The 23,812-nt window shown below is 56.9% G+C and carries 20 protein-coding genes and 2 tRNA genes; 7 read left to right on the top strand and 15 right to left on the bottom strand.

From position 1 onward, the window contains the following. Positions 1 to 6 precede the first annotated feature (6 nt). A complete protein-coding gene (locus RYC18_RS16835) occupies positions 7 to 933 on the bottom strand; it encodes a LysR family transcriptional regulator (protein ID WP_002554681.1) in 927 nt (308 codons plus the stop codon). A 123-nt stretch (positions 934 to 1,056) separates the two neighbouring features. Between RYC18_RS16835 and fpr the strand changes: the two genes are divergently transcribed. Then, on the top strand, positions 1,057 to 1,836 hold the full coding sequence (fpr, locus tag RYC18_RS16840; RefSeq protein WP_002554680.1) for a ferredoxin-NADP reductase: 780 nt from the start codon (positions 1,057 to 1,059) through the stop codon (positions 1,834 to 1,836). A 79-nt stretch (positions 1,837 to 1,915) separates the two neighbouring features. Here fpr and tsaA read toward each other — a convergent pair whose 3' ends face one another. The 6 genes from tsaA to RYC18_RS16870 form a co-directional block, all read right to left on the bottom strand. After that, a complete protein-coding gene (gene tsaA / locus RYC18_RS16845) occupies positions 1,916 to 2,608 on the bottom strand; it encodes a tRNA (N6-threonylcarbamoyladenosine(37)-N6)-methyltransferase TrmO (RefSeq protein ID WP_044324680.1) in 693 nt (230 codons plus the stop codon). 13 nt (positions 2,609 to 2,621) lie between these two features. Further along, the gene (locus tag RYC18_RS16850) at positions 2,622 to 3,083 is read right to left on the bottom strand and encodes a DUF1456 family protein (RefSeq protein ID WP_002554678.1); all 462 of its coding nucleotides are present in this window, start codon (positions 3,081 to 3,083) and stop codon (positions 2,622 to 2,624) included. Positions 3,084 to 3,163: 80 nt separating this feature from the next. Next, positions 3,164 to 3,874 (bottom strand): rRNA pseudouridine synthase, encoded by a 711-nt coding sequence (locus tag RYC18_RS16855; protein ID WP_005760260.1) that lies wholly within the window; start codon positions 3,872 to 3,874, stop codon positions 3,164 to 3,166. A gap of 92 nt (positions 3,875 to 3,966) precedes the next feature. Then, a complete protein-coding gene (locus RYC18_RS16860) occupies positions 3,967 to 4,407 on the bottom strand; it encodes a GNAT family N-acetyltransferase (RefSeq protein WP_005760262.1) in 441 nt (146 codons plus the stop codon). 102 nt (positions 4,408 to 4,509) lie between these two features. Further along, the gene (rimO, locus tag RYC18_RS16865; RefSeq protein ID WP_002554675.1) at positions 4,510 to 5,853 is read right to left on the bottom strand and encodes a 30S ribosomal protein S12 methylthiotransferase RimO; all 1,344 of its coding nucleotides are present in this window, start codon (positions 5,851 to 5,853) and stop codon (positions 4,510 to 4,512) included. A gap of 395 nt (positions 5,854 to 6,248) precedes the next feature. Next, positions 6,249 to 7,340: a catalase family protein gene (locus RYC18_RS16870; RefSeq protein WP_316886509.1), complete on the bottom strand. Its 1,092-nt coding sequence runs from the start codon at positions 7,338 to 7,340 to the stop codon at positions 6,249 to 6,251. A gap of 320 nt (positions 7,341 to 7,660) precedes the next feature. Here RYC18_RS16870 and RYC18_RS16875 point away from each other — a divergent pair, with 320 nt between their 5' ends. Continuing rightward, a complete protein-coding gene (locus RYC18_RS16875) occupies positions 7,661 to 9,556 on the top strand; it encodes a potassium transporter Kup (protein WP_005733333.1) in 1,896 nt (631 codons plus the stop codon). Between the two features lie 97 nt (positions 9,557 to 9,653). Here the strand turns inward: RYC18_RS16875 and RYC18_RS16880 are convergent, their stop codons facing one another. The 4 genes from RYC18_RS16880 to RYC18_RS16895 form a co-directional block, all read right to left on the bottom strand. Further along, positions 9,654 to 10,988 carry a virulence factor family protein gene (locus tag RYC18_RS16880; protein ID WP_002554672.1) on the bottom strand — a complete coding sequence of 445 codons (1,335 nt, stop codon included), beginning with the start codon at positions 10,986 to 10,988 and terminating at the stop codon, positions 9,654 to 9,656. Further along, complete coding sequence (gene mprF / locus RYC18_RS16885) at positions 10,988 to 13,630, bottom strand: bifunctional lysylphosphatidylglycerol flippase/synthetase MprF (RefSeq protein WP_057405447.1); 2,643 nt, start codon at positions 13,628 to 13,630, stop codon at positions 10,988 to 10,990. Before mprF ends, RYC18_RS16880 begins: the two co-directional genes overlap by 1 nt. 349 nt (positions 13,631 to 13,979) lie before the next feature. Continuing rightward, a tRNA-Met gene (locus RYC18_RS16890) sits at positions 13,980 to 14,056 on the bottom strand. 230 nt (positions 14,057 to 14,286) lie between these two features. Beyond that, positions 14,287 to 14,363: transfer RNA gene (locus RYC18_RS16895), tRNA-Met, on the bottom strand. 259 nt (positions 14,364 to 14,622) lie between these two features. Here RYC18_RS16895 and dinB point away from each other — a divergent pair. Further along, on the top strand, positions 14,623 to 15,684 hold the full coding sequence (gene dinB / locus RYC18_RS16900; protein WP_005746536.1) for a DNA polymerase IV: 1,062 nt from the start codon (positions 14,623 to 14,625) through the stop codon (positions 15,682 to 15,684). Positions 15,685 to 15,724: 40 nt separating this feature from the next. Here the strand turns inward: dinB and RYC18_RS16905 are convergent, their stop codons facing one another. The 3 genes from RYC18_RS16905 to RYC18_RS16915 form a co-directional block, all read right to left on the bottom strand. Beyond that, positions 15,725 to 16,681, bottom strand: coding sequence for a hypothetical protein (locus RYC18_RS16905; protein WP_002554669.1), 957 nt, complete (start codon positions 16,679 to 16,681; stop codon positions 15,725 to 15,727). Between the two features lie 70 nt (positions 16,682 to 16,751). Then, positions 16,752 to 18,467: a proline--tRNA ligase gene (locus RYC18_RS16910; protein ID WP_002554668.1), complete on the bottom strand. Its 1,716-nt coding sequence runs from the start codon at positions 18,465 to 18,467 to the stop codon at positions 16,752 to 16,754. A gap of 171 nt (positions 18,468 to 18,638) precedes the next feature. Beyond that, positions 18,639 to 19,985 carry an OprD family porin gene (locus tag RYC18_RS16915; RefSeq protein WP_005746539.1) on the bottom strand — a complete coding sequence of 449 codons (1,347 nt, stop codon included), beginning with the start codon at positions 19,983 to 19,985 and terminating at the stop codon, positions 18,639 to 18,641. Positions 19,986 to 20,850: 865 nt separating this feature from the next. On the opposite strand from RYC18_RS16915, the gene RYC18_RS16920 reads away from it, so the two are divergent. Further along, on the top strand, positions 20,851 to 21,282 hold the full coding sequence (locus RYC18_RS16920; protein ID WP_057405448.1) for an HIT family protein: 432 nt from the start codon (positions 20,851 to 20,853) through the stop codon (positions 21,280 to 21,282). Beyond that, positions 21,279 to 21,485, top strand: a complete 207-nt coding sequence (locus tag RYC18_RS16925) for a SlyX family protein (RefSeq protein WP_002554665.1) — start codon at positions 21,279 to 21,281, stop codon at positions 21,483 to 21,485. The genes RYC18_RS16920 and RYC18_RS16925 overlap by 4 nt, the downstream gene beginning before the upstream one ends. A 65-nt stretch (positions 21,486 to 21,550) precedes the next feature. On the opposite strand, the gene RYC18_RS16930 is transcribed toward RYC18_RS16925, so the two are convergent. Further along, a complete protein-coding gene (locus tag RYC18_RS16930) occupies positions 21,551 to 22,159 on the bottom strand; it encodes a cold-shock protein (protein ID WP_002554664.1) in 609 nt (202 codons plus the stop codon). Positions 22,160 to 22,616: 457 nt separating this feature from the next. Here RYC18_RS16930 and RYC18_RS16935 point away from each other — a divergent pair, with 457 nt between their 5' ends. Together RYC18_RS16935 and RYC18_RS16940 are read left to right on the top strand one after the other, a co-directional pair. Continuing rightward, positions 22,617 to 23,090: a Dps family protein gene (locus tag RYC18_RS16935; RefSeq protein WP_003314356.1), complete on the top strand. Its 474-nt coding sequence runs from the start codon at positions 22,617 to 22,619 to the stop codon at positions 23,088 to 23,090. A gap of 349 nt (positions 23,091 to 23,439) precedes the next feature. After that, the gene (locus RYC18_RS16940) at positions 23,440 to 23,784 is read left to right on the top strand and encodes a ribbon-helix-helix domain-containing protein (protein WP_005746541.1); all 345 of its coding nucleotides are present in this window, start codon (positions 23,440 to 23,442) and stop codon (positions 23,782 to 23,784) included. The last annotated feature ends 28 nt before the right edge of the window (positions 23,785 to 23,812 follow it).

Below are 23,812 nucleotides of genomic sequence, written 5' to 3' on the forward strand. Positions count from 1 at the left end.
GCTTGTTCAATACAGGCTTGGCAGCACGATCTCGTCGCTGCGCTTCACTCCGGCGGTGAACGCGCGGCACAGTTCGAGGAATTCGCGCATGGCTGACGTCTGATATTTCTGTTTGTGCCAGATGAAATAGAACTGACGCGCCAGATCCAGCTCAGGTGTGGCCAGTTCCACCAGATTGCCGCGACGAAATGAGTCGCGTAGCGCCAGTCTGGAAATGCAGCCAATGCCCAGTCCGGATTCCACTGCCCGCTTGATGGCTTCGGTGTGTTCCAGCTCCAGTCGGACATTCAGCCCGTTGCGGTGGTGACGCATGGCCTGATCGAACGTCAAACGCGTGCCTGAACCTTGTTCTCGCAGGATCCAGGCTTCATGGGTCAGTTCTTCCAGCGTTACATGGGCGCGTTTTGCCAGTGGATGCTGTGGAGCACAGAACACCACAAGTTCGTCTTCGACCCAGGACTGCACTTCGATGTCCGGGTGGCTGCAATCGCCTTCGATCAAGCCCAGATCAATCTCGTAGTGGGCAACCTGTTGCACGATATGCGCGGTGTTCTGGACGTGCAGCTTGACCTGGCTTTCCGGGTGACGCTGCATGTAGCCGCCGATCAGCAGGGTCGCCAGATAATTGCCAATCGTCAGTGTGGCCCCGACTGCCAGCGAGCCAAAGCCTGATTTACCGTTCAGCAGGTCTTCGATTTCCTTTGCCTGATCCAGCAGAGCGACGGCCTGCGGCAGTAATTGCCTGCCCGTGGCGTTAAGGCTTAGCCGCTTGCCGGCGCGGTCAAACAGCTGGCAGCTCGATTGGCGCTCCAGCTCGGTGATGGAGGTGCTGGCAGCCGACTGCGAAAGCGAAAGCAGCACGGCTGCTTTGGAGACGCTTTCCTGTCGGGCGACGGCAACGAACACTTGGAGCTGACGAAGAGTAAATCGCATATCTATATAACCGATAACCTATATCTTGATAATTCATTTAACAGATATTGTGTCTGCCACTAGAATGTCGCGCAATAGCGCAGTGCTTCTGCGCGCACTATTTTTTCAGGAGTCTTCACGTACATGAGCAACATGAACCACGAGCGTGTCCTCAGCGTCCACCATTGGAACGACACCCTCTTCAGTTTCAAGTGCACCCGCGACCCTGGTTTGCGTTTCGAGAACGGTCAGTTCGTCATGATCGGTCTGCAGCAGCCAAACGGTCGTCCGCTCATGCGCGCCTACTCGATTGCCAGCCCGAACTGGGAAGAGCATCTGGAATTTTTCAGCATCAAGGTGCCGGACGGTCCGCTGACCTCGCAGTTGCAGCACCTCAAGGAAGGCGATGAAATCATCATCAGCAAAAAGCCTACGGGTACGCTGGTGCTGGACGACCTCAAGCCGGGCAAACATCTTTACCTGTTGAGCACGGGTACTGGCCTGGCGCCGTTCATGAGCGTGATTCAGGACCCTGAAACCTACGAGCGTTTCGAGAAAGTCATCCTGTGCCACGGCGTGCGTTACGTGAACGAAGTCGCCTATCGTGAATTCATCACCGAGCATCTGCCGCAGAACGAGTTTTTCGGTGAAGCGCTGCGTGACAAGCTGATCTACTACCCGACTGTCACCCGCGAGCCGTTCGAGAACGAAGGTCGCCTGACCGATCTGATGCGCAGTGGCAAACTGTTCAGCGATATCGGCTTGCCACCGATCAACCCACAGGACGACCGCGCCATGTTGTGCGGTAGCCCGAGCATGCTCGACGAGACCAGCGAAGTGCTCAACAGCTTTGGTCTGACCGTTTCGCCACGCATGCGTGAGCCCGGCGACTATCTGATCGAGCGTGCATTCGTCGAGAAGTAAGTTGGCCTTACAAAACCCGCCTCGTCCCTGAAGGGATCAGGCGGGTTTTTATTGCTCGGGATTTGTCGCTGGCATCCCTTCAGGCCAGCAGGACTTCAAGCACGCAAATCACACCGGCCTGCGGGTAGTGCCAGCGTACGTCCAGATCCCAGAATTGAGCGCCGTAGCGGCGTTCCGGCGTCGGTAGCTGATAGGCCGGGCGCGGGTCTTGGGCCAGGCATTGCTCGATCAGCTCGACCAGCGGCTCACTCAGGCGTAGTGCGTGTTCGCGAGCCTGCCGCAGGGCGGCGTCCTGCCACTGCACCGGTATCAGGGCCGGCGCAGCGCTGGCGATGTGGTTGGTCGCCTCGGCGATTGCATCGGCGTAGGGTACGTAGGGCTTGATGTCCAGCACTGGTGTGCCATCCAGCAGGTCGATGCCGGACAGCCACAGGCGACCGGCTTCGACTTTGTCCAGCCTGACCACCGACTGGCCGATGCCATTGGGGCGATGCGTCGCGCGCGTGGCAAATACCCCCATCGACTGGTTGCCGCCCAGACGCGGAGGGCGAACCTTCAGGCGCGGCTTGTCTTCCAGCGCCATATGGAACAGAAACAGCAGCCAGACATGACTGACCTCTTCCAGCCCTTGAACAGCCTCACCCTGATCGAAAGGCGCCACCAGCTCCAGCACTCCACGTGCTGCCGGGGCCAGCTGTGGCTGGCGGGGGATGGCGAATTTCTCCTTGAAACAGGAGCGTACGAAGCCGACAGGGGAGACGTTGTAACTCATGGTGCCGACCGGTTCAGCCACGCACGCGCAGGGTCAGACCCTTGAGGAAATTGCGTAGCAGTTGATCGCCACAGGCGCGGTAGTTGGTGTGCCCGACCTTGCGGAACAGTGCGCTCAGCTCTGGCTTGGAAACCGGAAATTCTGCGGATTTCAGGATGGCATGCATGTCGTCTTCTTTCAGTTCGAAGGCCACGCGCAGTTTCTTCAGAACAATGTTGTTGGTAATCGGCAGATCAATCGGCTGCGGCGGACGGCTTTCGTCCTTACCACGTTTGAAGTAAACCAGGCCATCGAGAAAATGCGCCATGATTTCATCGCTGCAATCCAGATAGCCCTCTTCTTCCTCTTTCTTCATGAAAGCGATGACATCGCTTTTGGATACTTCAAAACCGGTCAGACCGATGATTTCGACAACCTTGCTGTCGCTGATATCGAGCATGTAGCGCACGCTACGCAGTACGTCGTTGTTCATCATGAGGCGTGTTTCCTGATAAGTCGTATGGCGGCGCATGACGGTGATCATGCGCGCGGTAATAAGGTCGGGTGCCGAGGGAGTTAAAACTTTTCCTTGGTCGTCATGTAGCGCCACTGGCCTTCGGGCAGTTTGCCCATGGACACGCCGCCGATGCGGATGCGACGAATGGCGACGATCTTCAGGCCAACGGCTTCACACAACAGGGCAATGATGCCGGGCTGCGGGTTTTTCATTGCAAAGCGCAGGCGGTTCTCGTTTTGCCAACTGGCCTTTACGGCGGGCAGTTCCTTGCCTTTGTAGGTCAGGCCGTGATTCAGCCGGTTCAGGCCATGAGCAACCATTTCGCCCGAGATTTCCACCACGTATTCCTGCTCGATCTTGCTGCGGTCATCGGTGAGCTTGCGCAGGATTTTCCAGTCCTGGCTGAACACCATCAAGCCGCTGGCATTGGCTTGCAGGCTTGAAATCGCCTCAAGGCGCATGAAGTGGCCCTTGAGCGGACGCTTGCTGTAGCTGTGCTCGACCGAGAGCGTGCCCGGCGTGATCATCTGCAAAGCCTCTTCGGCGCTTGCCGAGGCAGGTTTGTGCAGGATTATCGTGACCGGTTCAGGGGAGTTGGCCTTGGCATCCGGGCTGAGCTCGATTTTCTGGGTGCTGACCTTGAAGTGCGGCTCTTCGATGACCACGCCGTCCACAGTAACCCAGCCACCCTCGATAAACAGTTCGGCCTCCCGGCGGGAGCAACCGACCAGCTCGATAAGGCGTTTGGAAAGGCGAATGGGGTCTGTCATGAAGAAAAGCCGTTTACTGATGGGAAAGGTGCCATTGTAACCGCCTCACGCTGGTTAATCGCGGCAACATTGCATTTGCGCTGTAATCGATGTCAGTTACGACGGGGCAGGCGCATTCTGAGCATCGGATAGGGCTGACCCAAACCGTCGACTTCAGAACGGCTGACAACGTCGAAACCATGCCGGAGGTAAAACCCCAGTGCCTGAGTGTTCTGCTCGTTGACGTCCAGTTCACGGATGTCGAAGTGCTCGATTGCGTGGGTCAGCAGCTGCGTGCCCAGCTTTTTCCCGCGATGGTTCGGGTCGATGAACAGAATATCCAGTCGGTTTTTGTTCACGCCCGCGAAGCCCGTGATGTTGAGCTGCTCATCCCGGGTGCAGAACAGCGTCACGCTGTCCAGATACTGTGTCAGCAACCCCTTGAGCCTGATGATGTAGGCGTCCGGTAGAAAGTCATGGGTGGCGCGCACCGAGCGCTCCCACACCTCGCTCATCTCCGGGTAATCGTTGGTGTCCGGGGTATATAACCGCATCTCGCGTTCTCCTTTCGGCCAGTCTTGCATAGACAACGGCCAGAGACGAAAAAGCCCTGCCGGTTCAAGGGCAGGGCTTTCGATTGCTGCAAGGGGCTGTGCTTACAGCATCTCGGCCCACAGGTCGTATTCGTCAGCATCGGTCACGCGGCACATGATCTTGTCGCCGGGCTGAACGGTGCTGCCCTCTTCCAGACCGATGAACACGTTGCCGTCGATTTCCGGAGCATCGAAGAAGCAGCGGCCTACGGCGCCACGATCATCGACTTCGTCGATCAGTACTTCGATTTCCTTGCCGATCTTCATTTGCAGGCGCGCAGCGCTGATTGCCTGTTGATGAGCCATGAAGCGATCCCAGCGGTCCTGCTTGACGTCATCCGGCACGATGGCCGCATCCAGCAGATTGGCAGGAGCACCTTCAACCGGCGAATACTGGAAGCAGCCGACGCGGTCCAGTTGGGCTTCGGTCAGCCAGTCCAGCAGGTACTGGAAGTCTTCTTCGGTCTCACCGGGAAAGCCGACGATGAATGTCGAGCGGATAATCAGATCAGGACACTGCTCGCGCCAGTTCTTGATGCGTGCCAGTGTCTTGTCTTCAAAGGCTGGCCGCTTCATCAGCTTGAGGATTTTCGGGCTGGCGTGCTGGAACGGGATGTCCAGGTACGGCAGGATCTTGCCAGCAGCCATCAGCGGAATCAGTTCGTCGACGTGCGGGTACGGGTAAACGTAATGCAGGCGAACCCAGACGCCCATCGAACCCAGCGCCTGACACAGCTCTGTCATGCGGGTCTTGACCGGCTGGCCGTCCCAGAACCCGGTGCGGTATTTGACGTCAACGCCATAGGCGCTGGTGTCCTGGGAAATAACCAGCAGCTCCTTCACGCCGGATTTGACCAGACGCTTGGCCTCATCGAGTACATCGCCAACCGGACGGCTGACCAGCTTGCCGCGCATCGACGGGATGATGCAGAAGCTGCAGCTATGGTTGCAGCCTTCGGAAATTTTCAGATACGCGTAGTGGCGCGGGGTCAGCTTGACGCCTTGCGGTGGCACCAGGTCGATCAGCGGATTGTGGTCCTTGCGGGGCGGCACGACATCGTGCACTGCGTTGACCACTTGTTCGTACTGCTGCGGGCCGGTCACCGACAGCACGCTGGGGTGCACATCGCGAATGACATTTGCGTCAACGCCCATGCAGCCGGTCACGATGACCTTGCCGTTTTCCTTGATTGCTTCGCCGATCACTTCCAGCGACTCGGCCTTGGCGGTGTCGATGAAGCCGCAGGTATTGACCACGACCACGTCGGCATCCTCGTAGGTCGCAACGACTTCGTAACCTTCCATGCGCAGCTGGGTCAGGATGCGTTCGGAATCAACGAGTGCCTTCGGGCAACCCAGTGAAACGAATCCGACCTTTGGGGCGGACGGCGTGGTGACGGTGGACATGGCAAACCTCGGCGTGAAGGGCACCCGAACGCGAAGCGCAGGCGCTGACTGGGCGCTTGCTGCGCCTCTGATCAAAAAGTGCGCAATTCTAGCGGTGAGCGGGCGCGATGACCAGCGTTTGGATGAGAATTGCGACGTATGTCAGGCGAGGGGAGGATTTATGCTCAAAGAGCGCTTGGCTGTTGCGCGAGCCTGCATACTTTGTCTGCGCAATTGTCGGGTTCGGGAGGGAGGCGCATTGGTTGAGACCTTCAGGATATGCAGGACGTATCTGGCTACGCTCTCGGCCGCGAGTTGAAGTCGTATTTGCCTGAAGGCTGTTCCGTTTCATCAGAGGCGCACTGATGAAACGGGAGCCATCGCCATAAGGATCTAGCCTCGGGCCGATTGACCTGTCAACCCCGCGGCTCGTGCATCGGGCACCCATTGTGCTGACTGCGAAAGCCCGCCGAGTGTTCGTAGGCAGGTTTGCGCACTCGCATCACTCCGCCCAGCGGACGGTGCGCCTCAAGACCATGCCATGGGCTGAATGACATGCCTTCATCGATTTCCTGAATGCTTTGCTCTGACCACGAGGATTGGCGGGGGACATCGATTCGAGCGACTGCCACGTAGGGGCTGAGGTCTTCCGGCCAGATCGCCGACGCATCCTCTACCGGCATCTTCTCCAGGTCAGTGGCCAGCTGGATACGAACCTCCCAGCTGGCATCGTTTTCGAGGAAAAACGCTTTGACTGCCTCACGCAGGCCATCCGGCTTGTCTTTCAGGTCCACAGCCTCGTCGGTCAGCGCCATCAACTCTGCGGAAATGGGGACTACGCTCAGCTTGGCGTAGTAGGGCCCGTACAGAAAAGGTACGACGGTGTAGAACGTCTCGCCGAGAATATGAGTCATCGGGTGCCCGCCGAGACTTCTCAGTGTGCCACTCTCGCCCCCGGCAGACTCGATAGCGGACTCGATACCGCGAAGGACTGCAGACAGTGCCTTCTTCATGCCCGGTGCTTTGTCAGTTGTTTTGGCCAATAACTTCAAGGTTTTCAAAAAAGCCTTGGGGTCCTTGGCAGTAAAGGCCTTGGCGTTCTGCATGACGAAATCCTGGGTCGATGCGTCGGCGCTGCCGGGCAAGCGCGTGCCTTCGATACCCACAAGTTTGATCGCCAGCCCCCTGGGCGTTGAGACCTTGTCGTCAAGAATATCCCCCGGGTTGGTTGAGAACCGCATGAAGAGCGGGAAATTTCCAGGTTTCGCAAACGCGCCTTGAGCCAGCGGCTCGGGCAGGTCGTCATAGACCTGAATCTGCCCGCGAAGTAACCCGTGTGCCTTGGCATGCACACTGCGAATGGCGTGCCCGGTGTCTTGCAGAGTGGTTTCAAGAATGGAATGCATGGCTTCCACCAGCTCTTTGCTGGTTTGCGGCTCATCGTCGGGGACGACTTCAAATGAGGGCTGGAAGCGTAATGGCTGAACAGTCAGATTTCTTGTTGTCATCAGGGCATCTCGGTCAGAGGAATCAGGGTGCCCGGGCGTCGATGCGGTTCTTGATGACCTTTCAGGCGGCAGGCTTAAGTAATGACCGGCCGGTATTTGCGTCGTTCAATGATAAATATCTCCCCCGTAAACTGCCTGAAAGACGGGGCGCGCTGGCCTGATCATTTTCGCCGTTTGCGTTTCACCAAGAATTACAACGAGTGCTGCGTTATGCTTCGCGCCATCGCGCCGAGGCATGTCAATGTCTGGCTGAATCTGAATTGTTACGCGTTGTGATGTTCTCAGTGTTGAACCTCATGTCTGGTTTCCGGGAGTAGTGGATGAGTCAAACAAACAGTCATGGGGAGGCCGCAGGCACTGCCAAGCCTATCGGGTTGCTGATCGCGGCAGTGGGGGTGGTTTATGGCGACATCGGAACAAGCCCGCTGTACACCCTCAAGGAAGTGTTTCAGGGCGGTTACGGCGTGGAAGTCACGCATGACGCGATACTCGGGGTGTTGTCACTGATCTTCTGGTCGCTGATCTGGGTTGTTTCGTTCAAGTACATGGCGTTTGTTCTGCGTGCTGACAACCAGGGCGAGGGCGGCATCATGGCGTTGATGGCACTGGCGCGTCGAGCATCGGCCAAACACCCCAAACTGCAAATGATGATGGTGGTGTTCGGGTTGTTCGGTGCTGCGCTGTTCTACGGTGACAGCATGATCACCCCGGCAGTCTCGGTATTGTCGGCGATGGAAGGGCTGGAACTGGCCTTCGATGGCCTTGATCACTGGATCGTGCCCATGGCGCTGATCGTGCTGGTGGGGCTGTTTCTGATTCAGCGCCACGGCACGGCACGCATCGGCGTGCTGTTCGGCCCGGTGATGGTGACCTGGTTTCTGGTGCTCGGCGCGCTGGGCGTTTACGGCATCATGCAGTCGCCGGAAGTGCTCAAAGCGGTCAATCCGGCCTGGGGTGTGAATTTCTTCATCATTCATCCGGGCATTGGTGTGGCCATTCTGGGTGCTGTGGTGCTCGCCCTGACGGGGGCCGAGGCGCTGTATGCCGACATGGGTCACTTTGGCCGCAAGCCGATTTCACGTGCCTGGTTCATCCTCGTGCTGCCTGCGTTGCTGCTCAACTATTTTGGCCAGGGTGCGCTGGTGCTGGGCAACCCTGAAACGGTTCGCAACCCTTTCTATTTGCTGGCACCGGGCTGGGCGTTGCTGCCACTGATCGGCCTGTCGACGATGGCGACCATCATTGCCTCGCAGGCGGTAATCTCCGGCGCGTTCTCGATGACGCTGCAGGCGATCCAGCTGGGCTACATTCCGCGCATGCATATCCAGCACACCTCCAGTGATGCGCAGGGCCAGATCTACATCGGTGCCGTCAACTGGGCGCTGATGGCGGGTGTCATTCTGCTGGTGATCGGCTTCGAATCGTCTGGCGCGCTCGCATCTGCGTACGGCGTGGCAGTGACCGGGACCATGCTCTGCACCACCATTCTGGTGTCGACGGTGATGCTGATGCTCTGGAAATGGCCGCCGTTACTGGCTGTTCCGTTGCTGATCTGCCTGCTGCTGGTGGATGGCCTGTTCTTTGCGGCCAACGTACCGAAGATCTTCCAGGGCGGTGCCTTCCCGGTGCTGGCAGGTGCAGTGCTGTTCATCCTCATGACCACCTGGAAGCGCGGTAAGCAACTATTGGCGGAGCGGATTGACGAGGGCGGGCTGCCGTTGCCGATCTTCATCGGCAGTATTCGCGTTCAGCCGCCGCATCGCGTGCAGGGCACGGCGGTGTTCCTGACCGCACGTTCGGATGCCGTACCTCATGCGCTACTGCATAACATGCTGCACAACCAGGTACTGCACGAGCAAGTGGTGTTGCTGACTGTGGTGTACGAGGACTCACCGCGTGTGCCTGCCGCTCAGCGCGTTGAAGTGGAGTCCTATGGCGAAGGCTTTTACCGGGTGATCCTGCACTTCGGTTTCATTGATGAGCCCGATGTGCCTGCTGCGCTGGCCTTGTGTGATCTGCCGGAGCTGGATTTCAGTCCGATGCGCACCACTTACTTCCTCAGCCGCGAAACGGTGATCCCGTCGAAGATGGATGGCATGGCGCGCTGGCGTGAGGCGCTGTTCGCGTTCATGCTCAAGAATGCCAACGGCAACCTGCGCTTCTTCAAGCTACCGTTCAATCGGGTGATCGAGCTGGGTACGCAAGTAGAGATGTAAGCGTTCGCTGGCAAGGCTGGCAGCGTGGATAAAAAAATCCCGGCGACCTCACGGTGCCGGGATTTTTTATGCCGTTCAGATTTCTATCTGGCGGCGCTTACTGAGCGGTAGCCTTGCCCTGACGCTTGTTGATGGCGTCGATCAGGCGCTTGGCCAGTGCCGGATAGTCTTCATCGAAGTGGTGACCGCCAGGCAACTGAACGGCCTCGCCGACTGCGGTAGTGTCGGTGCAACCGCTGTCTTTCTTCTCTTCGACACCATAAACACAGAACACCTTGGCGGCTGGCAGCTTGGCCATCTCCTGTCCGGTGGTGGCTTCCTTGCCTGCGTTGCCGAGCCAGCCGTCGACGTGAATCTCGAAGCTGCCAGTACGGGCGAAGGCCAGCAGAATGATCGCGTCGACCCGATTCTGATCATCCGCAGCCAGGCGGTTGTAGATCGCGGGCATCACGTCCGCGCCGAACGAGTAGCCAGCCAGGATGAAGCGCTTGGTGCCCCATTTCTGACGGTAGTGGTTCATCAGGTCGGTAAGGTCGACAGCGGTCTGCTCCGGTGTCTTGTGCTCCCAGTAGTAGCGCAACACGTCGATGCCCACCACCGGATAGCCCATCTTGGCCATGTCGCCTGCCACGACCTTGTCCAGATCGCGCCAGCCGCCGTCACCGGACATGAACAGTGTCACGGTATCGGAAGGCTGGCTGGCCGGTACTTCGACGACCGGGATGCCCAGGCCGCCACTGTCGTTTTCACCGAGTAACAGGTGGCGCAGCTCGGTGTTGAGCACCTGAGGCAGCGGAATGTCGTAGTCGCTGATGCTGGTGTCGGCATTGGTCTGGTCACGCACGAACGCTGCACTCGGATCATCCGGGGCGTCGTTCCAGGCGGCCAGCCAGTGTCCGTGCGGAGCTTTTTGCGGCAGCGGCACGTCGCAGATCTGCGGCGGTTTCTCGTCCTCCTCCAGAACAGGCGGCGGATTCGAAACATGCTCCAGCGCAAACCCGACGGAAATGGCCTGCGCCTTGTCGTCGGTCTGCTCGGCCAGCCAGCGCCACGCCAGAGTTGCGCCAGGGCCTATGCCACCGACAACCTTCGCGGGGCCGTCAAGCTTCGCCAGGGCTTCCTGAAAGGTTTTCTGTTGCAGGACGCAGTCGTCCTTGGGCAATACCACCTGAATGATGCGTGCCGAAGCGTCCTTGCTGATCGCCAGCAACTGCTTGTCGGTGAGCATTTCTTCAGCGGTGACGGCCAGCGCAATGCGGGTCTTGATGCTGGTGGCTGGTGTCACGCTGGTCAGTGGCGCGCCACCGTCAAGGTTCAAGTGTTCCAGCGATGCGGGCGGGGCAGGGCGGTTCCAGATCCATATTCCCAGTGCTACGACTAAAAGAACAATTACCAGAGCTGCAAGCAAAAGGCGCCAGGAGCGTCGAATCATCAGCGTTTCACCAATCCAGTCAGGCCGCCCGCAATCAGGGCGGCGGTGTCAGCCAGTGCCACGAGCGGATCAAGTCCGGCAGGCACGGCCATATAACGAGGTTCCCAGTCGGGCTGGAACTTGTCCTTGAAGCGACGCAGCCCCTGGAAGTTGTACAGTTGCTCGCCACGACGAAAGATCATCGAACCCAGGCGCTGAGTGATCGGCGCGCCACGTCGTGGCTGCAGCCCCGACAAAGGCACCATTCCCAGGCTGAATCGCGCATAACCCTGGGCTTTATAATGCAGAATCAGGCCGACCATCATGAATTCCATGGTCAGCTTGGGGGCGTCCGGGTGAGATCGCATCAGGTCCAGACTGGCCAGTTCCGGGCTGGTGGTTTCCAGCAGGTTGGAAAACGCGACCGGTTTGCCCTGGAAGTGCACGATGGCAATACGGAAATACTTGAGGTACTCAGTGCTGAAGCGGCCCAGCGAGAAGCCTTTTTCGCGGACATTCTTGCCGGTTAGCCAGGCATCGGAAATCACTTTCAGCTCATCGATAGGCGCTTGGCCCGGCTCGTAGATTTCCAGCGAAAGCCCATCGCGGCCACCTCGGTTCCAGGTGTAACGCAGGTCTTTCATTTCCTTGCCTTTGGCGTCGATATCGAAGCGTCGCAGATCAACGCGCGCTTCCTCGCCCAGCTTGATGGCGGTGAGGCCGATGTCCATGTAGAACGGCAGGTTTTCCGCGCGCACCTGATAGAACACCGGGCGAGCATGGTGCACGTCGCACAGGTCGCGGAACTGCCAGATCAGCTCGGCACGCTGCTGGGTCGGGCCAATCGGGTCGTAAAGTGCTACCAGACTGCGGCCGCGATGCGAGTACATCAGGAACGCATTGCCAGCCGGGTGGAACAGGATCGCCTTATCGCCGGTCAGCACCAGACCGCCATCCGGCTGTTTGGATGCTTTGAGGATCTCGGCTGCCTTGTCCAGATCTGCCGCGTCGGGCAGTTTGATGACCGGTCTGGCAGTACGCAGCAACCAGGTCAGCGAGACCACCACCAGCAGCACTGCGCTGCCCAGTGCCGAACGCAGGCCGCGTGGGGCATCTGCATCAAGGGTGAACTGCCACCACAACTGATGGCTGTAAGGCACGTCCTGATAGGCGAACAGCAGCAGCCAGATTGAGGCACCGACCACACAAATGCTGGCAATCAGGTAGACCGGCGAGAACGGCAGTTCCAGCAGGCGGCTTGGGCGGTAGAACGAACGGCGGAACGTGAGCAGCAGGCAGGCGGTCAGCAGCAGCATGCTGGCCTCTTCCCAGTCGAAGCCCTTGAGTATCGACAGCACTGCACCGACCAGCAGCAAAATAGAGGTCAGCATCCAGGCCGCAGACAGCCGACGACGCAGGCCCTGGGCAAGCAGCAGGCACAGCACGCCCACAAGACTTGCTCCGAAGTGCGACGCGTCGATCAGCCGATGCGGGATCATGAAGCCGACGTTTTCCAGTCGGGTATCGATTTCAGGGGTGGCACCAGAGAAGAGCAGCACCACCCCCGACAAGAAAACCAGTAGGGCCAGAATCGGTGCCGCCAGCCCCGAGGCAACGCGCATGGCTTGCTTGGTCGGCAGCAGGCGCTGGGCTTCGGTAAACAGCAGGGTAAGGCAGGCCAGCAGCAGCGGCAGGATCACGTAGATCAAGCGGTAAAGTAGCAGCGCGGCGGCTAGCGGGGCGGCACCCAGTTCGTTGGCAAAGGCTGCGAGCAGAATGGCCTCGAACACGCCGACGCCGCCAGGCACATGGCTAAGTACGCCAGCAGCGAGCGCCAGCAGATAAATAAGGATGAACGCACCGAGAGGCGGCGCGTGCGGCAGCAGCAGGTACAACACCATCGCCGCAGCAGCGACGTCCAGCGCGGTAATCACCAGCTGGATCAGCGTCAGCTTCAAGTCTGGAAGGCGCAAGGTACGACGACCGAGGCGAACCAGAATATTGTGCGGAATGTCCTGTTCCGGCAGGCGGCGACGGTAGACGAACACCGCAAGCAGCAGGCTGCCAACCAACACTGCTGTGGCGACTACAGCCAGCACGTCGACGGGAAGCTTGAGTGCCAGTGACGCGCCTGACAGGTTGCTCAGCGTGGCCAGTGCCGCCAGTGGCGGCAACGCACAGCCTAGCGAAAGGCTGGCGAATACGGTCATGCGGGCGATTTCGATTGCCCCCACGCCATAGCGTGAGTACAGGCGATAGCGTACCGATCCGCCGGACAGCATCGACAGGCCGACCGCATTGCCGATGGCAAACGAGGTGAAGCCGCCGAGAAGCAGCGTCTTGATGGGCAGATCGACATTGGCATAGCGACTGGCGGACAGTTCATAGCCCATCAGGATGATATAGCCGACGATTGCCGCGAGCAGCGCACCGCCCAGAGCGGGCAGGGGCACTGCGAACAGTGAGTCGTGCAGCGCATACCAGTCCATTTCGACCAGCATGTGGCGGCAGGCAATAAGGGCCAGGCTGAACAACAGCAGCATCACCGCCAGCCCGATAGGCTGCCGGTATTTGCTTAGCAGTTCACGCCAGTTCTGGCGTGGCGGGCTGCCGGGTTGTTCTGCATCAACGGTTTCATTGGAATCGGACATGTTGTCGCGCATCAATCACTCCTTGGATCGTGCGCGACAGGATGGAGGTATGCAGCCAAGTTACCAATCCCTACGCAGAAAATATTTCAGGATGTTAGCGCGTCAACGTCTAACGAGCGAATAGCGAATCCGGCCAGGCGATGCTGTTCAGCCGAGGTTCAGTCGTGATTCAGCTTAGTAACACCTATCGGCAGCGCATGCAAAAACTGTCGTCAATGAAAGCATTACGTTACAGATGTGATGATAGGGTTTCAAAGGGCTTGGAAAATAGTCTTTTTTCTCAGGCAGTTAGCGGTCGCCTGAAATGTTTTTTCACCGGAAACAAAAAAGGCCACTCTTTCGAGTAGCCTTTGTTGATGTTTGGTTGCGGGAGCCGGATTTGAACCGACGACCTTCGGGTTATGAGCCCGACGAGCTACCAGACTGCTCCATCCCGCGTCTGTGTGGCGGCATTCTACAGCCGAACGCTGAAGTGTCAACCCTTAATCTTGAAAGCAGGCAAATGAGTAGCAGATTGTGCACCTTTGCCAATGAGGCTGCCTTTTTGCGCCTCAATGTGAAAGCGCTGATCAGACTGCGATGAAGGGGTGTCAGTGGCAGGGCATGAGAAGGTACTTTTAACGCAGGCACAAAAAAGGCCACTCTTTCGAGTAGCCTTTTTTGATGTTTGGTTGCGGGAGCCGGATTTGAACCGACGACCTTCGGGTTATGAGCCCGACGAGCTACCAGACTGCTCCATCCCGCGTCTGTGTGGCGGCATTCTACAGAGAGATGGCGGGGTGTCAATGGTTAGTTTTAAAAAAGTGCTTTTTCTTCAATTGGTTAGCGCCGCCGCTTATGAGTTTTTTCGGCTCTGACGCCTGTATGGCGGGGCTCAGCAGTTTTTTCGACCACGCGTCAGGGACTTTTCACTGCTTTTCACGGCGACCTTTCGATCACTGGATGTTACTTGCCGGTACGAATGAGATACTGCTCAGCCATTGATTGCAAAATCCCATCAGGTCATGACGCAGCGCAAAATCATCCATATCGACTGTGACTGCTTTTATGCAGCCATTGAAATGCGTGACGAGCCCGAGCTCGCTGGCAAGCCGCTGGCGGTGGGCGGCTCTGCAGAGCGGCGTGGGGTGATTGCGACCTGTAATTACGAAGCGCGCGCGTATGGGGTGCGTTCAGCCATGTCATCCCGACATGCGCTCAAACTCTGCCCGGACCTGACCATCGTCAAGCCGCGCATGGAGGCCTATAAGGAGGCGTCACGGGAAATCCATACGATATTCCGGGATTACACCGACCTTATAGAGCCCTTGTCGCTGGATGAGGCGTTCCTCGACGTATCGGATGCCGGGCACTTTTCCGGTAGCGCCACGCGCATCGCCCAGGACATCCGGCGCCGGGTCTCGAATCAGCTGCATATCACGGTTTCGGCGGGCGTCGCGCCGAACAAATTTCTGGCCAAGATCGCCAGCGACTGGAAGAAGCCCAACGGTTTGTTCGTCATTACTCCGGATCAGGTCGAGGATTTCGTCGCCTCTTTGCCCGTTACCAAACTCCACGGCGTGGGGAAAGTCACCGCAGACAAGCTGGGGCGGCTGGGCATCGTCGACTGTGCCGACCTGCGAAGCCGCAGCAAGCTTGCGCTGGTCCGTGAGTTCGGCAGCTTCGGTGAGCGTCTCTGGAGTCTGGCGCACGGAATAGATGACCGTCCGGTGCAGAATGACAGTCGACGTCAGTCAGTCAGCGTAGAAAATACCTACGACACGGATCTGCCTGATCTGGCTGCCTGCCTGGAAAAGCTGCCCGCGCTGCTGGAAACCCTCGGTAACCGGATGGCGAGAATGGAAGGGCAGTACCGGCCCGGCAAGCCCTTCGTCAAAGTGAAATTTCACGACTTCACCCAGACGACTCTGGAGCAGTCCGGAGCCGGAAGGGATCTGGGCAGTTACGAGCAGTTGCTGGCGCAGGCGTTTGCCCGTGGTGCCAAGCCTGTTCGGCTTCTGGGTATAGGTGTGCGTCTGCACGACCTGCGCGCAGCTCATGAACAATTGGAGTTGTTCTCGCAATAATGAAATGGTCGGCTGCGGTTGCATACCGCAGCCTTTCACATTACTGGCTCTGGGCGGGAACGGCGACCAGACGGCCAGCATCTCTGGCGAGTGATTTGAGAAATTCACCCTGCAACTGCGGATCGTTGCGTGTCAGTTCAATCAGGCTCTGTTCGAGCTCGCTGGCTTCTTCTTCCAGCCCCAGGTCAGAAAGGCGTTTGACGCGATGCACCCATTGGCTGACTTCGTCATCTTCCAGGTCGTCGTAGATCAGGGCGTGCGCCTCCAGCAGCTTGCCGCGCAGAGAGTGGCTGATCGGCAAGCTGGCGTTCGCGTGAGCGCTGTCCTGGTCGTCTTCGACGTTGATATAAATGCGCGTGATACGGCTCAGGTCCTGTTCGGCAAAAGGACTGTCCAGCAGGTTCAGGCGCAGAATGCCGTTGCGGTCGGTGCTCATTTCATGAGTTTCGTTACCGGCCTTGACCATCACCGGGCGTTCATTCCACGGCAGCGTGGAGTTCTCGATCCGTTTGTCTTTCTGGACTTCGTCAATGCTCGCCAGATTCTGCTGGGCGCGCCCGTGAGAGGGGGCGTTCATGAACGGGTTCAGACCTGCCACACCGTAGTGAATCCAGTCCCGGGTCATGCTTTCCGGCAAATTGCCCAGTGCAAACACGTTGACCACATTCGCCCCGACGCCTGCTACAACAGCGACCGCGCCGAGCGGGATCTCGTAGATCTCCCGCCAGGGCTGGTAAGGCGTATAGCGGTCATAGTGGCGGGTGACTTCAAAATCGGTAACTTCGAACGATTTGTGCTCGTGAATCCGCACGCGGCGTTGCGGTAACTCCAGCGTTTTGGGCTCACCGATATCGACTTGCAGTGTGTGTTCGAGCAGTTTGCGTTCGACGCGCTCCTCGTGCTCACTGCGTTGTGATAGCTGATTGGCACAGCCGCCGACGAGAAACGAACCGCAAAGGACGGCGCTGCCGAGGCTTAAGGTGCTTCGTTTGAGCATGGGATCTCTGATGCGGATTGGGCGAGTGACGAGCGGCGCACCTGTTGAGAAAACAGGTGCGCCTTTTGACTCAGCGGTTCACTTTGCCCTGGATGAACGACAGCACATCCGCGACTGCAATGGCTTGCGGTTGCGACTCGGTACGGCTCTTGTATTCCAGATTGCCTTCGGCCAGACCACGGTCGCTGACTACGATGCGATGCGGAATACCGATCAGTTCCATATCAGCGAACTTGATGCCGGGGCTGGTTTTCTTGTCGCGGTCATCGAGCAATACCTCGAAGCCGGCGGCAGTCAGCTCGGCGTACAGTTTGTCTGTCGCTTCACGAACCGCGTCTGTCTCGTAGCGCAGAGGGATCAAGGCGATCTGGAAAGGCGCCAGAGTGTCGTTCCAGATAATGCCGTTTTCGTCGCTGTTCTGTTCGATTGCGGCGGCAACCACGCGGGAAACGCCGATGCCGTAGCAACCCATCGCCAGATTGACCGGCTTGCCGTTTTCCCCCAGCACCTGGCACTTCATCGCTTCGCTGTATTTGGTGCCCAGCTGGAAGATGTGGCCCACTTCGATGCCGCGCTTGATTTCCAGCGTGCCCTTGCCGTCCGGGCTTGGGTCGCCCGCAACAACATTACGCAGGTCTGCGACGGTCGGAACCGGCAGGTCGCGTTCCCAGTTGACGCCGAAATAGTGCTTGTCATCGATATTGGCGCCGACGCTGAAGTCGCTCATCAGCTCGACCGAGCGGTCGATGATGCACGGCAGCGGCAGATTCAACGGACCCAGCGAGCCTGCGCCTGCACCGATGGCATCACGCAGTTCGGCTTCGGATGCCATCACCAACGGGCTGGCAACCTGTTCAAGCTGGCTGGCCTTGATTTCGTTGAGCTCGTGATCGCCACGGATGATCAGGGCAATCAGCTTGCCTTCTTCGGCAGCATGGACCACCAGCGTCTTGACGGTTTTCTCGATCGGCAAATCAAAACCTTCGACCAGTTGGGCGATGGTCTTGGCGTTTGGAGTATCGATCAGACGCAATTCTTCAGTAGCGGCCGGACGAGCTTTCTCACGAGGTACTGCTTCGGCTTTTTCGATGTTGGCTGCGTAATCGGAGCCATCGCTGAACACAATATCGTCTTCGCCGGATTCGGCCAGCACATGGAACTCGTGCGAGCCTGCGCCGCCAATCGAGCCGTTGTCAGCTTCGACCGGGCGGAATTTGAGGCCCAGGCGGGTGAAGATGTTGCTGTATGCCAGGTGCATGCGGTCGTAGGTGACCTGCAGCGAGGCGTGGTCAGCGTGGAACGAGTAGGCGTCTTTCATGACGAATTCGCGTCCGCGCATCAGGCCGAAGCGTGGACGAATCTCATCACGGAATTTGGTCTGGATCTGGTACATGTTGATCGGCAGCTGTTTATAGCTGTTGAGCTCATTGCGTGCCAGATCGGTGATGACTTCTTCGTGGGTCGGGCCCAGGCAGAACTCACGGTTGTGGCGGTCGACCAGGCGCATCAGCTCCGGGCCGTATTGTTCCCAGCGACCGGATTCCTGCCAGAGTTCTGCAGGCTGAATGCCGGGCATTAGAATTTCGAGTGCGCCAGCGGCGTCCATTTCTTCACGAACAATCGCTTCGACCTTGCGCAGCACGCGCAGGCCCATGGGCAGCCAGGTGTAAAGACCGGATGCCAGTTTACGAATCATGCCAGCGCGCAGCATCAGCTGATGGCTGACCACGACCGCATCGGAAGGGGTTTCTTTCTGTGTGGCGAGCAAAAATTGACTGGTGCGCATGGTTGGCCGTTGTCGGTTGCTGAGACTGGATATGACCTGGCATTGTACGGCGGTGTTCCGGTCGCGTACAGGGCGGGGCAGGCTTGCAGAGGGTAGGGGAGTTCTTTCAGAGCCAAATGAAAAAGCCCGGCATGAGCCGGGCTTCTTCTATTAACGAGTGCTGAGCTGCGATTACAGGATCGAGATCGGGTAGTCGACAATCAGGCGGAACTCGTTGACGTCGCCATCTGCCTGGGCATCGTTACCACGGTGCCATGCCTGACGCATACGGAAGGACAGGTCTTTGGCTGGGCCAGTCTGTACAACGTATTTGGCTTCAACGTTGGTTTCGTGGTGTTTGCCATCAGCTCCATACATATTGGCATAGGCACTGGACGCGTCTACTTTGGTGCCATCAATGTTGTCACCGTTAAGGTAGCGGGTCATGAAGCTCAGGCCAGGAACGCCGTAAGGCGTCATGTTCAGGTCGTAGCGCACTTGCCACGATTTCTCGCCTGGACCGTTGAAGTCGGAGTACTGAACGGAGTTGGCGAGGAAAATAGAGTCGCCACCACGATTGTTGTCGCCTATACCGATGTAGTCGAACGGTGTATCGCCGTCGACTTTCTGGTACGCAACGGTAATGGTATGCGCTGCCAGGAATGAATAGGCTGCCGACGCCGAGTAAGTGGTGTTGTTAATCGATCCAGCTTTAGCGCTGCCTTCGTCAAGGGTGCGGTACAGGTTGACGTCGAAAGCCAGTGACTGATCATTACCCAAAGGCAATGCGTAGTTCACGTTACCGTAGTACTGATCCCAGATGTCTTCGAGTTTGGCTGCGTAGAAAGCTACGCCCAAACCGTCGGTCACTGCGTACTTGCCGCCAACAAAATCTGCGCTGCTGGCTTTCAAGCCGTTGAAGCCGTTTGCGTAAGTTGCCCAGATGCTGCCGTCGTGACTGGTGTCATCCTGGCTTGTGCCTGAGTAGAAGTGTCCTGCTTCAAGATCAAGACCTGCAATCTCACTGCTTTGCAGGCTTAGACCGCTAGCGGTTTGAGGTAACAGGCGTGATCCGCCAACCGCAAATACTGGACTGGTAGGCTGCATATCACCGATTTTCAATTCAGTTTTCGATACGCGGAATTTTACAGCGCCGCCCAGCTTACCCTGCGTAGCCTCGTTATCACCATTGGCGTCAGTGACCAGGTTTCCAGAACCTGAGTATTTGTCGAGACCCCAAAGCCTGAGGCCACCATAGCCGAATGCCTCAACGCCGACACCGATGGTGCCTTGAGTGTAACCGGTGCTGAAGTTGGCCCAGATACCTTGGGTCCAGTCTTTATCGCTGCGGCCGCCTGGAGCGGGGTTGTTTTTCTTGTCACGGTTGTAATAGTAATTGCGCAACTTCAGGTCAAGCGTGCTGCCTTCCACAAAGCCCTTGGCATCAGCCTGATCGCTGACGAAAGGTGCCGCTGTTGCCAGTTGGGTGCTGGCTGCCGTAACGGCCAGTGCGATTGCGCTCCACTTCATCACTCTCATCGTGATTGCTCCTTTGGTTTTTAGAAGATTTTTGCCGTCCACCTGTTTTTTTATCTGGACGGCTCTTTCTATTTTTGGTCGGCGGAATCTATATCACGCTGACGCTGGTTGCTATAGGTACAGCTCTATCCTTTCAGATTCTTTACGACATGGCGCCAGGCTAGCCCGTAGTGGCATCTGTGCTTGATCGAATGGATCAACGCGCAGTCTGCCAAACACGTCCCCCCAAGGTCGCGAGCCTTGTTTCCCTTGATGCTGTCACCCTCGTTTTCCGCCGGGGGTGGCGTGATCATATGGGTCATAAAGCAACAAGCGTGCACAAAATTTCCGAAAATGAAAAAATTTTGTGAAAAATCAGAATCAGCATCGCTTTTTTGATTTATCCATATGATTTTTATGAATATTTCAATTTTGAAAAAATATCGATGGATTTTACGTGTCAGGGTTGGGGGCGGTTCTTTCTCGCAAAAGCGTTACCCGAATCAGCTCCCTTTGAGTAGAAAACGAATGCGTTGTGTTGTTGTCGCAACAGCAGTGTGTGATTTTGGTGCAGTGCGTGCCCGGTTCGCCTGAACCTGGAGCAATGCTCTGGTTGGTCACCATGGTGAGGCCAGGGCTGTTTCATTTTCATGTACCTGAAGCAGGCAATTGTCAGGCGGCGTTTCAATGCATGAATTCATGGTTGGCGGTTGTGTGACATTAGCGAGCGTCAAATCGGTGCGGTCACCGTTATGCCGGACTCATTCTGGTGCGCATGGCGGCGGGCAGGTGAAGCGTCTTGCGAACCCTAGTATCCTGCGGACCTCGCAGCACCCTGTTACCGACAGGGCAGGTACATTCACCTGGCAGTCAGGAGCTTTTTATCGTGTTCGTTCTGGATTCTCGTCTTCAACAAGACACCTTGCCCATTGGCGACTTTCCGCTGTGCCGGTTGCTGCTCTCCAATGACAGTCATTACCCGTGGTTCATTCTGGTCCCGCGTCGGGCTGATATCACTGAGGTGTTTCAGTTGAGCGCTGCAGATCAGTTGCAGCTATGGCAGGAAACCAGTGTTCTGGCCAAGGTGCTGAAAGAGCTGTTCGATGCGGATAAAATCAACATTGCTGCCTTGGGCAATGTGGTCAGTCAGTTGCACATGCATATAATTGCGCGCAATCGTGACGATGCGGCCTGGCCTGCGCCCGTGTGGGGCAAGCATGCTGCAGTTGCTTACACCGACGAGCAGTTCTCGGCAATCTGCCGGCAGCTCAGGCCGGTATTGACGAATGATTTTCGATTTGAGGAGGAGCAGTCATGAGCCTTGAAGAGCGAGTCATGGAGCTGGAAAGCCGTATGGCCTTTCAGGACGATACGATTCAGGCACTCAATGATGTGCTGGTAAAGCAGCGGCGCGAGTTTGATCATCTACAGCAGCAGATGGCTGCAATGATCAAGCGTCAGGAGGAGATGGGCAGTCAGTTCGATACCTTCGAGGAAGAAGCGCCGCCACCTCACTATTGATCTGTTGCCATAAAAAAACCGCGACTTCCGTTGGGAGGTCGCGGTTTTTTATTGCCCGAAAAAAGTCAGCGGCGGGGCAGGGCTGCAATGACGTCTTCTGCCTGCAGGCCTTTGTCACGGTTCATCACGGAAAACTCGACGCGTTGGCCTTCGACCAGTACGCGATGGCCTTCACCGCGAATGGCACGAAAATGCACAAAAATATCGTCGCCGGAATCCCGGGAGATAAAGCCGAAGCCCTTGGAGGTGTTGAACCACTTTACGGTGCCAGTATCACGATTTCCCATGTCGTGGTTTTGAGGTGCGGAGGATGGAGTGTAAGACCTGTAAAAGCTGACGCCCAGGTGCAAGGCGACGGCCACGATGGCAATGCTCAGGCTAACCAGAATTGCCGGTTGGCCTGCAATGCCGGGCAGAGGAACAAGCAAGGTCAGCGTTTGTACGATTACTGCAATGACAAGCAGGGCACTGACCAGATTTTGCAGATTATGACGTGGGCCTCGATTCCAGTAAGGGATTACCGGAGCGAGTATCAGGTTAAGCAGCCCGAGGAATGCCAGGCAGATGGCGTCAGGGTTTTGCAGGTAGAGAGAGACCGCTTCACTACGCAGGCTAGGTATGAAAGAGAGCAACAGGGCTGCTGCTCCCGTTACCAGATGGACGATTTTCAACATTTTAAAAAGCTCACATGCAGAAGGATTACAAGAAATAGCTGGTAACGCCCGGTACGCTTCTGAACAAGATGAGGCGTGATGCACGGGCGCAGGGCCAGCCTATGCGCCAACGCTGAATGGCAACTCGTTGGCGACACGACGTGTATTTAACAGCAAAGCCTGATGCTACTCAAATCAGCAATCAATGACGGCTCTCCTGCTTGCCCTGCCTGGATAGCCTGTGCCGCTACAGGGGTTGAAGCAGAGCGTTCAGGCTGGTTTTGCTAATGAGCATTGAGGGTGCGCAGGGATTTTCTGTCCGTGGCGCCTGTCGTGATGCGTCACAAAGCACCCAGGTATGTCCATGAATCGTTGCCGGCTTGTGGCATCGACCCAACGGAAAGCTGCGCCATTCGGGTTCTCTTGATAGAGTAGTGGTCTTTACTGCTTTTCAATCCTCACTAAAAGGGCATGAAACATGGCAATCGATATTGGTATCAGTGAAGAGGATCGCAAGTCGATCGTGGACGGTCTGTCGCATCTGCTGTCGGATACTTATGTGCTTTACCTCAAGACTCACAACTTTCACTGGAATGTCAGCGGGCCGATGTTTCGCACGCTGCATTTAATGTTTGAAGAGCAGTATAACGAACTGGCACTGGCGGTTGACTCTATTGCCGAGCGTATTCGTGCGTTGGGCTTCCCTGCTCCTGGCACTTATTCGACGTATGCTCGCCTGTCTTCCATCAAGGAAGAAGAGGGCGTGCCAAGTGCCGAAGATATGATCAAAAGTCTGGTTCAGGGGCAAGAGGCCGTTGTCCGTACTGCGCGTAGTATCTTTCCTCTTCTCGACAAGGTCAGCGACGAGCCGACGGCTGATCTGTTGACGCAGCGTATGCAGGTTCATGAAAAAACTGCCTGGATGTTGCGCTCGATGCTTGAGTCGAAATAACGACCGGGGCGAGTGACGCCAAGCGCCACTCGCCTGTTCTTCATATGTTGCCTTGCAGGCAGCGCCTGATCTTCGCCTTTTTGGCCTCCGCTGCTTGAGCGCTCAGGCACAAGAAGGCCTGGTCGTCGCTCGTTGTCACGCATATCATCCAGCCATATTCCTTGCTCCTCTTCATTATGCCTTCAGGGTTAAACGATATTCCGCTGATTCCTGTAGCCATCTCCTACAGTGATAAAGTATCAGAGCGGCTGGATATAAAATCTCGAATCATGTTTTATACATCAGGGTATTTATTTGTTTTTGAATATTTCTTTTAATGTTTAAAGTTTATGATTCGAAGGTGATCGTTATGATGTTACGAAGTGCTGAGCGAGAGCTTAAGTTTTTACATCGGGAGGTGGAAATACGCCATGACCCCTTTGTCGAAGATTTCAACATGACCCTGGCGCAGCCTCATTCCAAATCCGTTCGGCTAAATGGTCTGGCCACCTGCCTGCGCCTGGAGAACGTGTATTGGAACATTCTGTCAGGCATTGCAAGTTCCAATGAGTGTTCTGTTAATGCGGTATTGTCCTACATTGATCGAGAGGTTCACTTACGTCATGGAGGTGTAAAAAACTTCAGCGGTCTGATTCGCGTTGTCTGTGTTGCGCATCTGTTGAAGGATGCTCACGTAGAAAATACCCACGTTTAGAGTGGTCTTCACCCTCATTCCTGCAGGC

This window comes from Pseudomonas syringae group sp. 247E2 (assembly GCF_032587795.1).
Lineage (GTDB): Bacteria > Pseudomonadota > Gammaproteobacteria > Pseudomonadales > Pseudomonadaceae > Aquipseudomonas > Aquipseudomonas amygdali.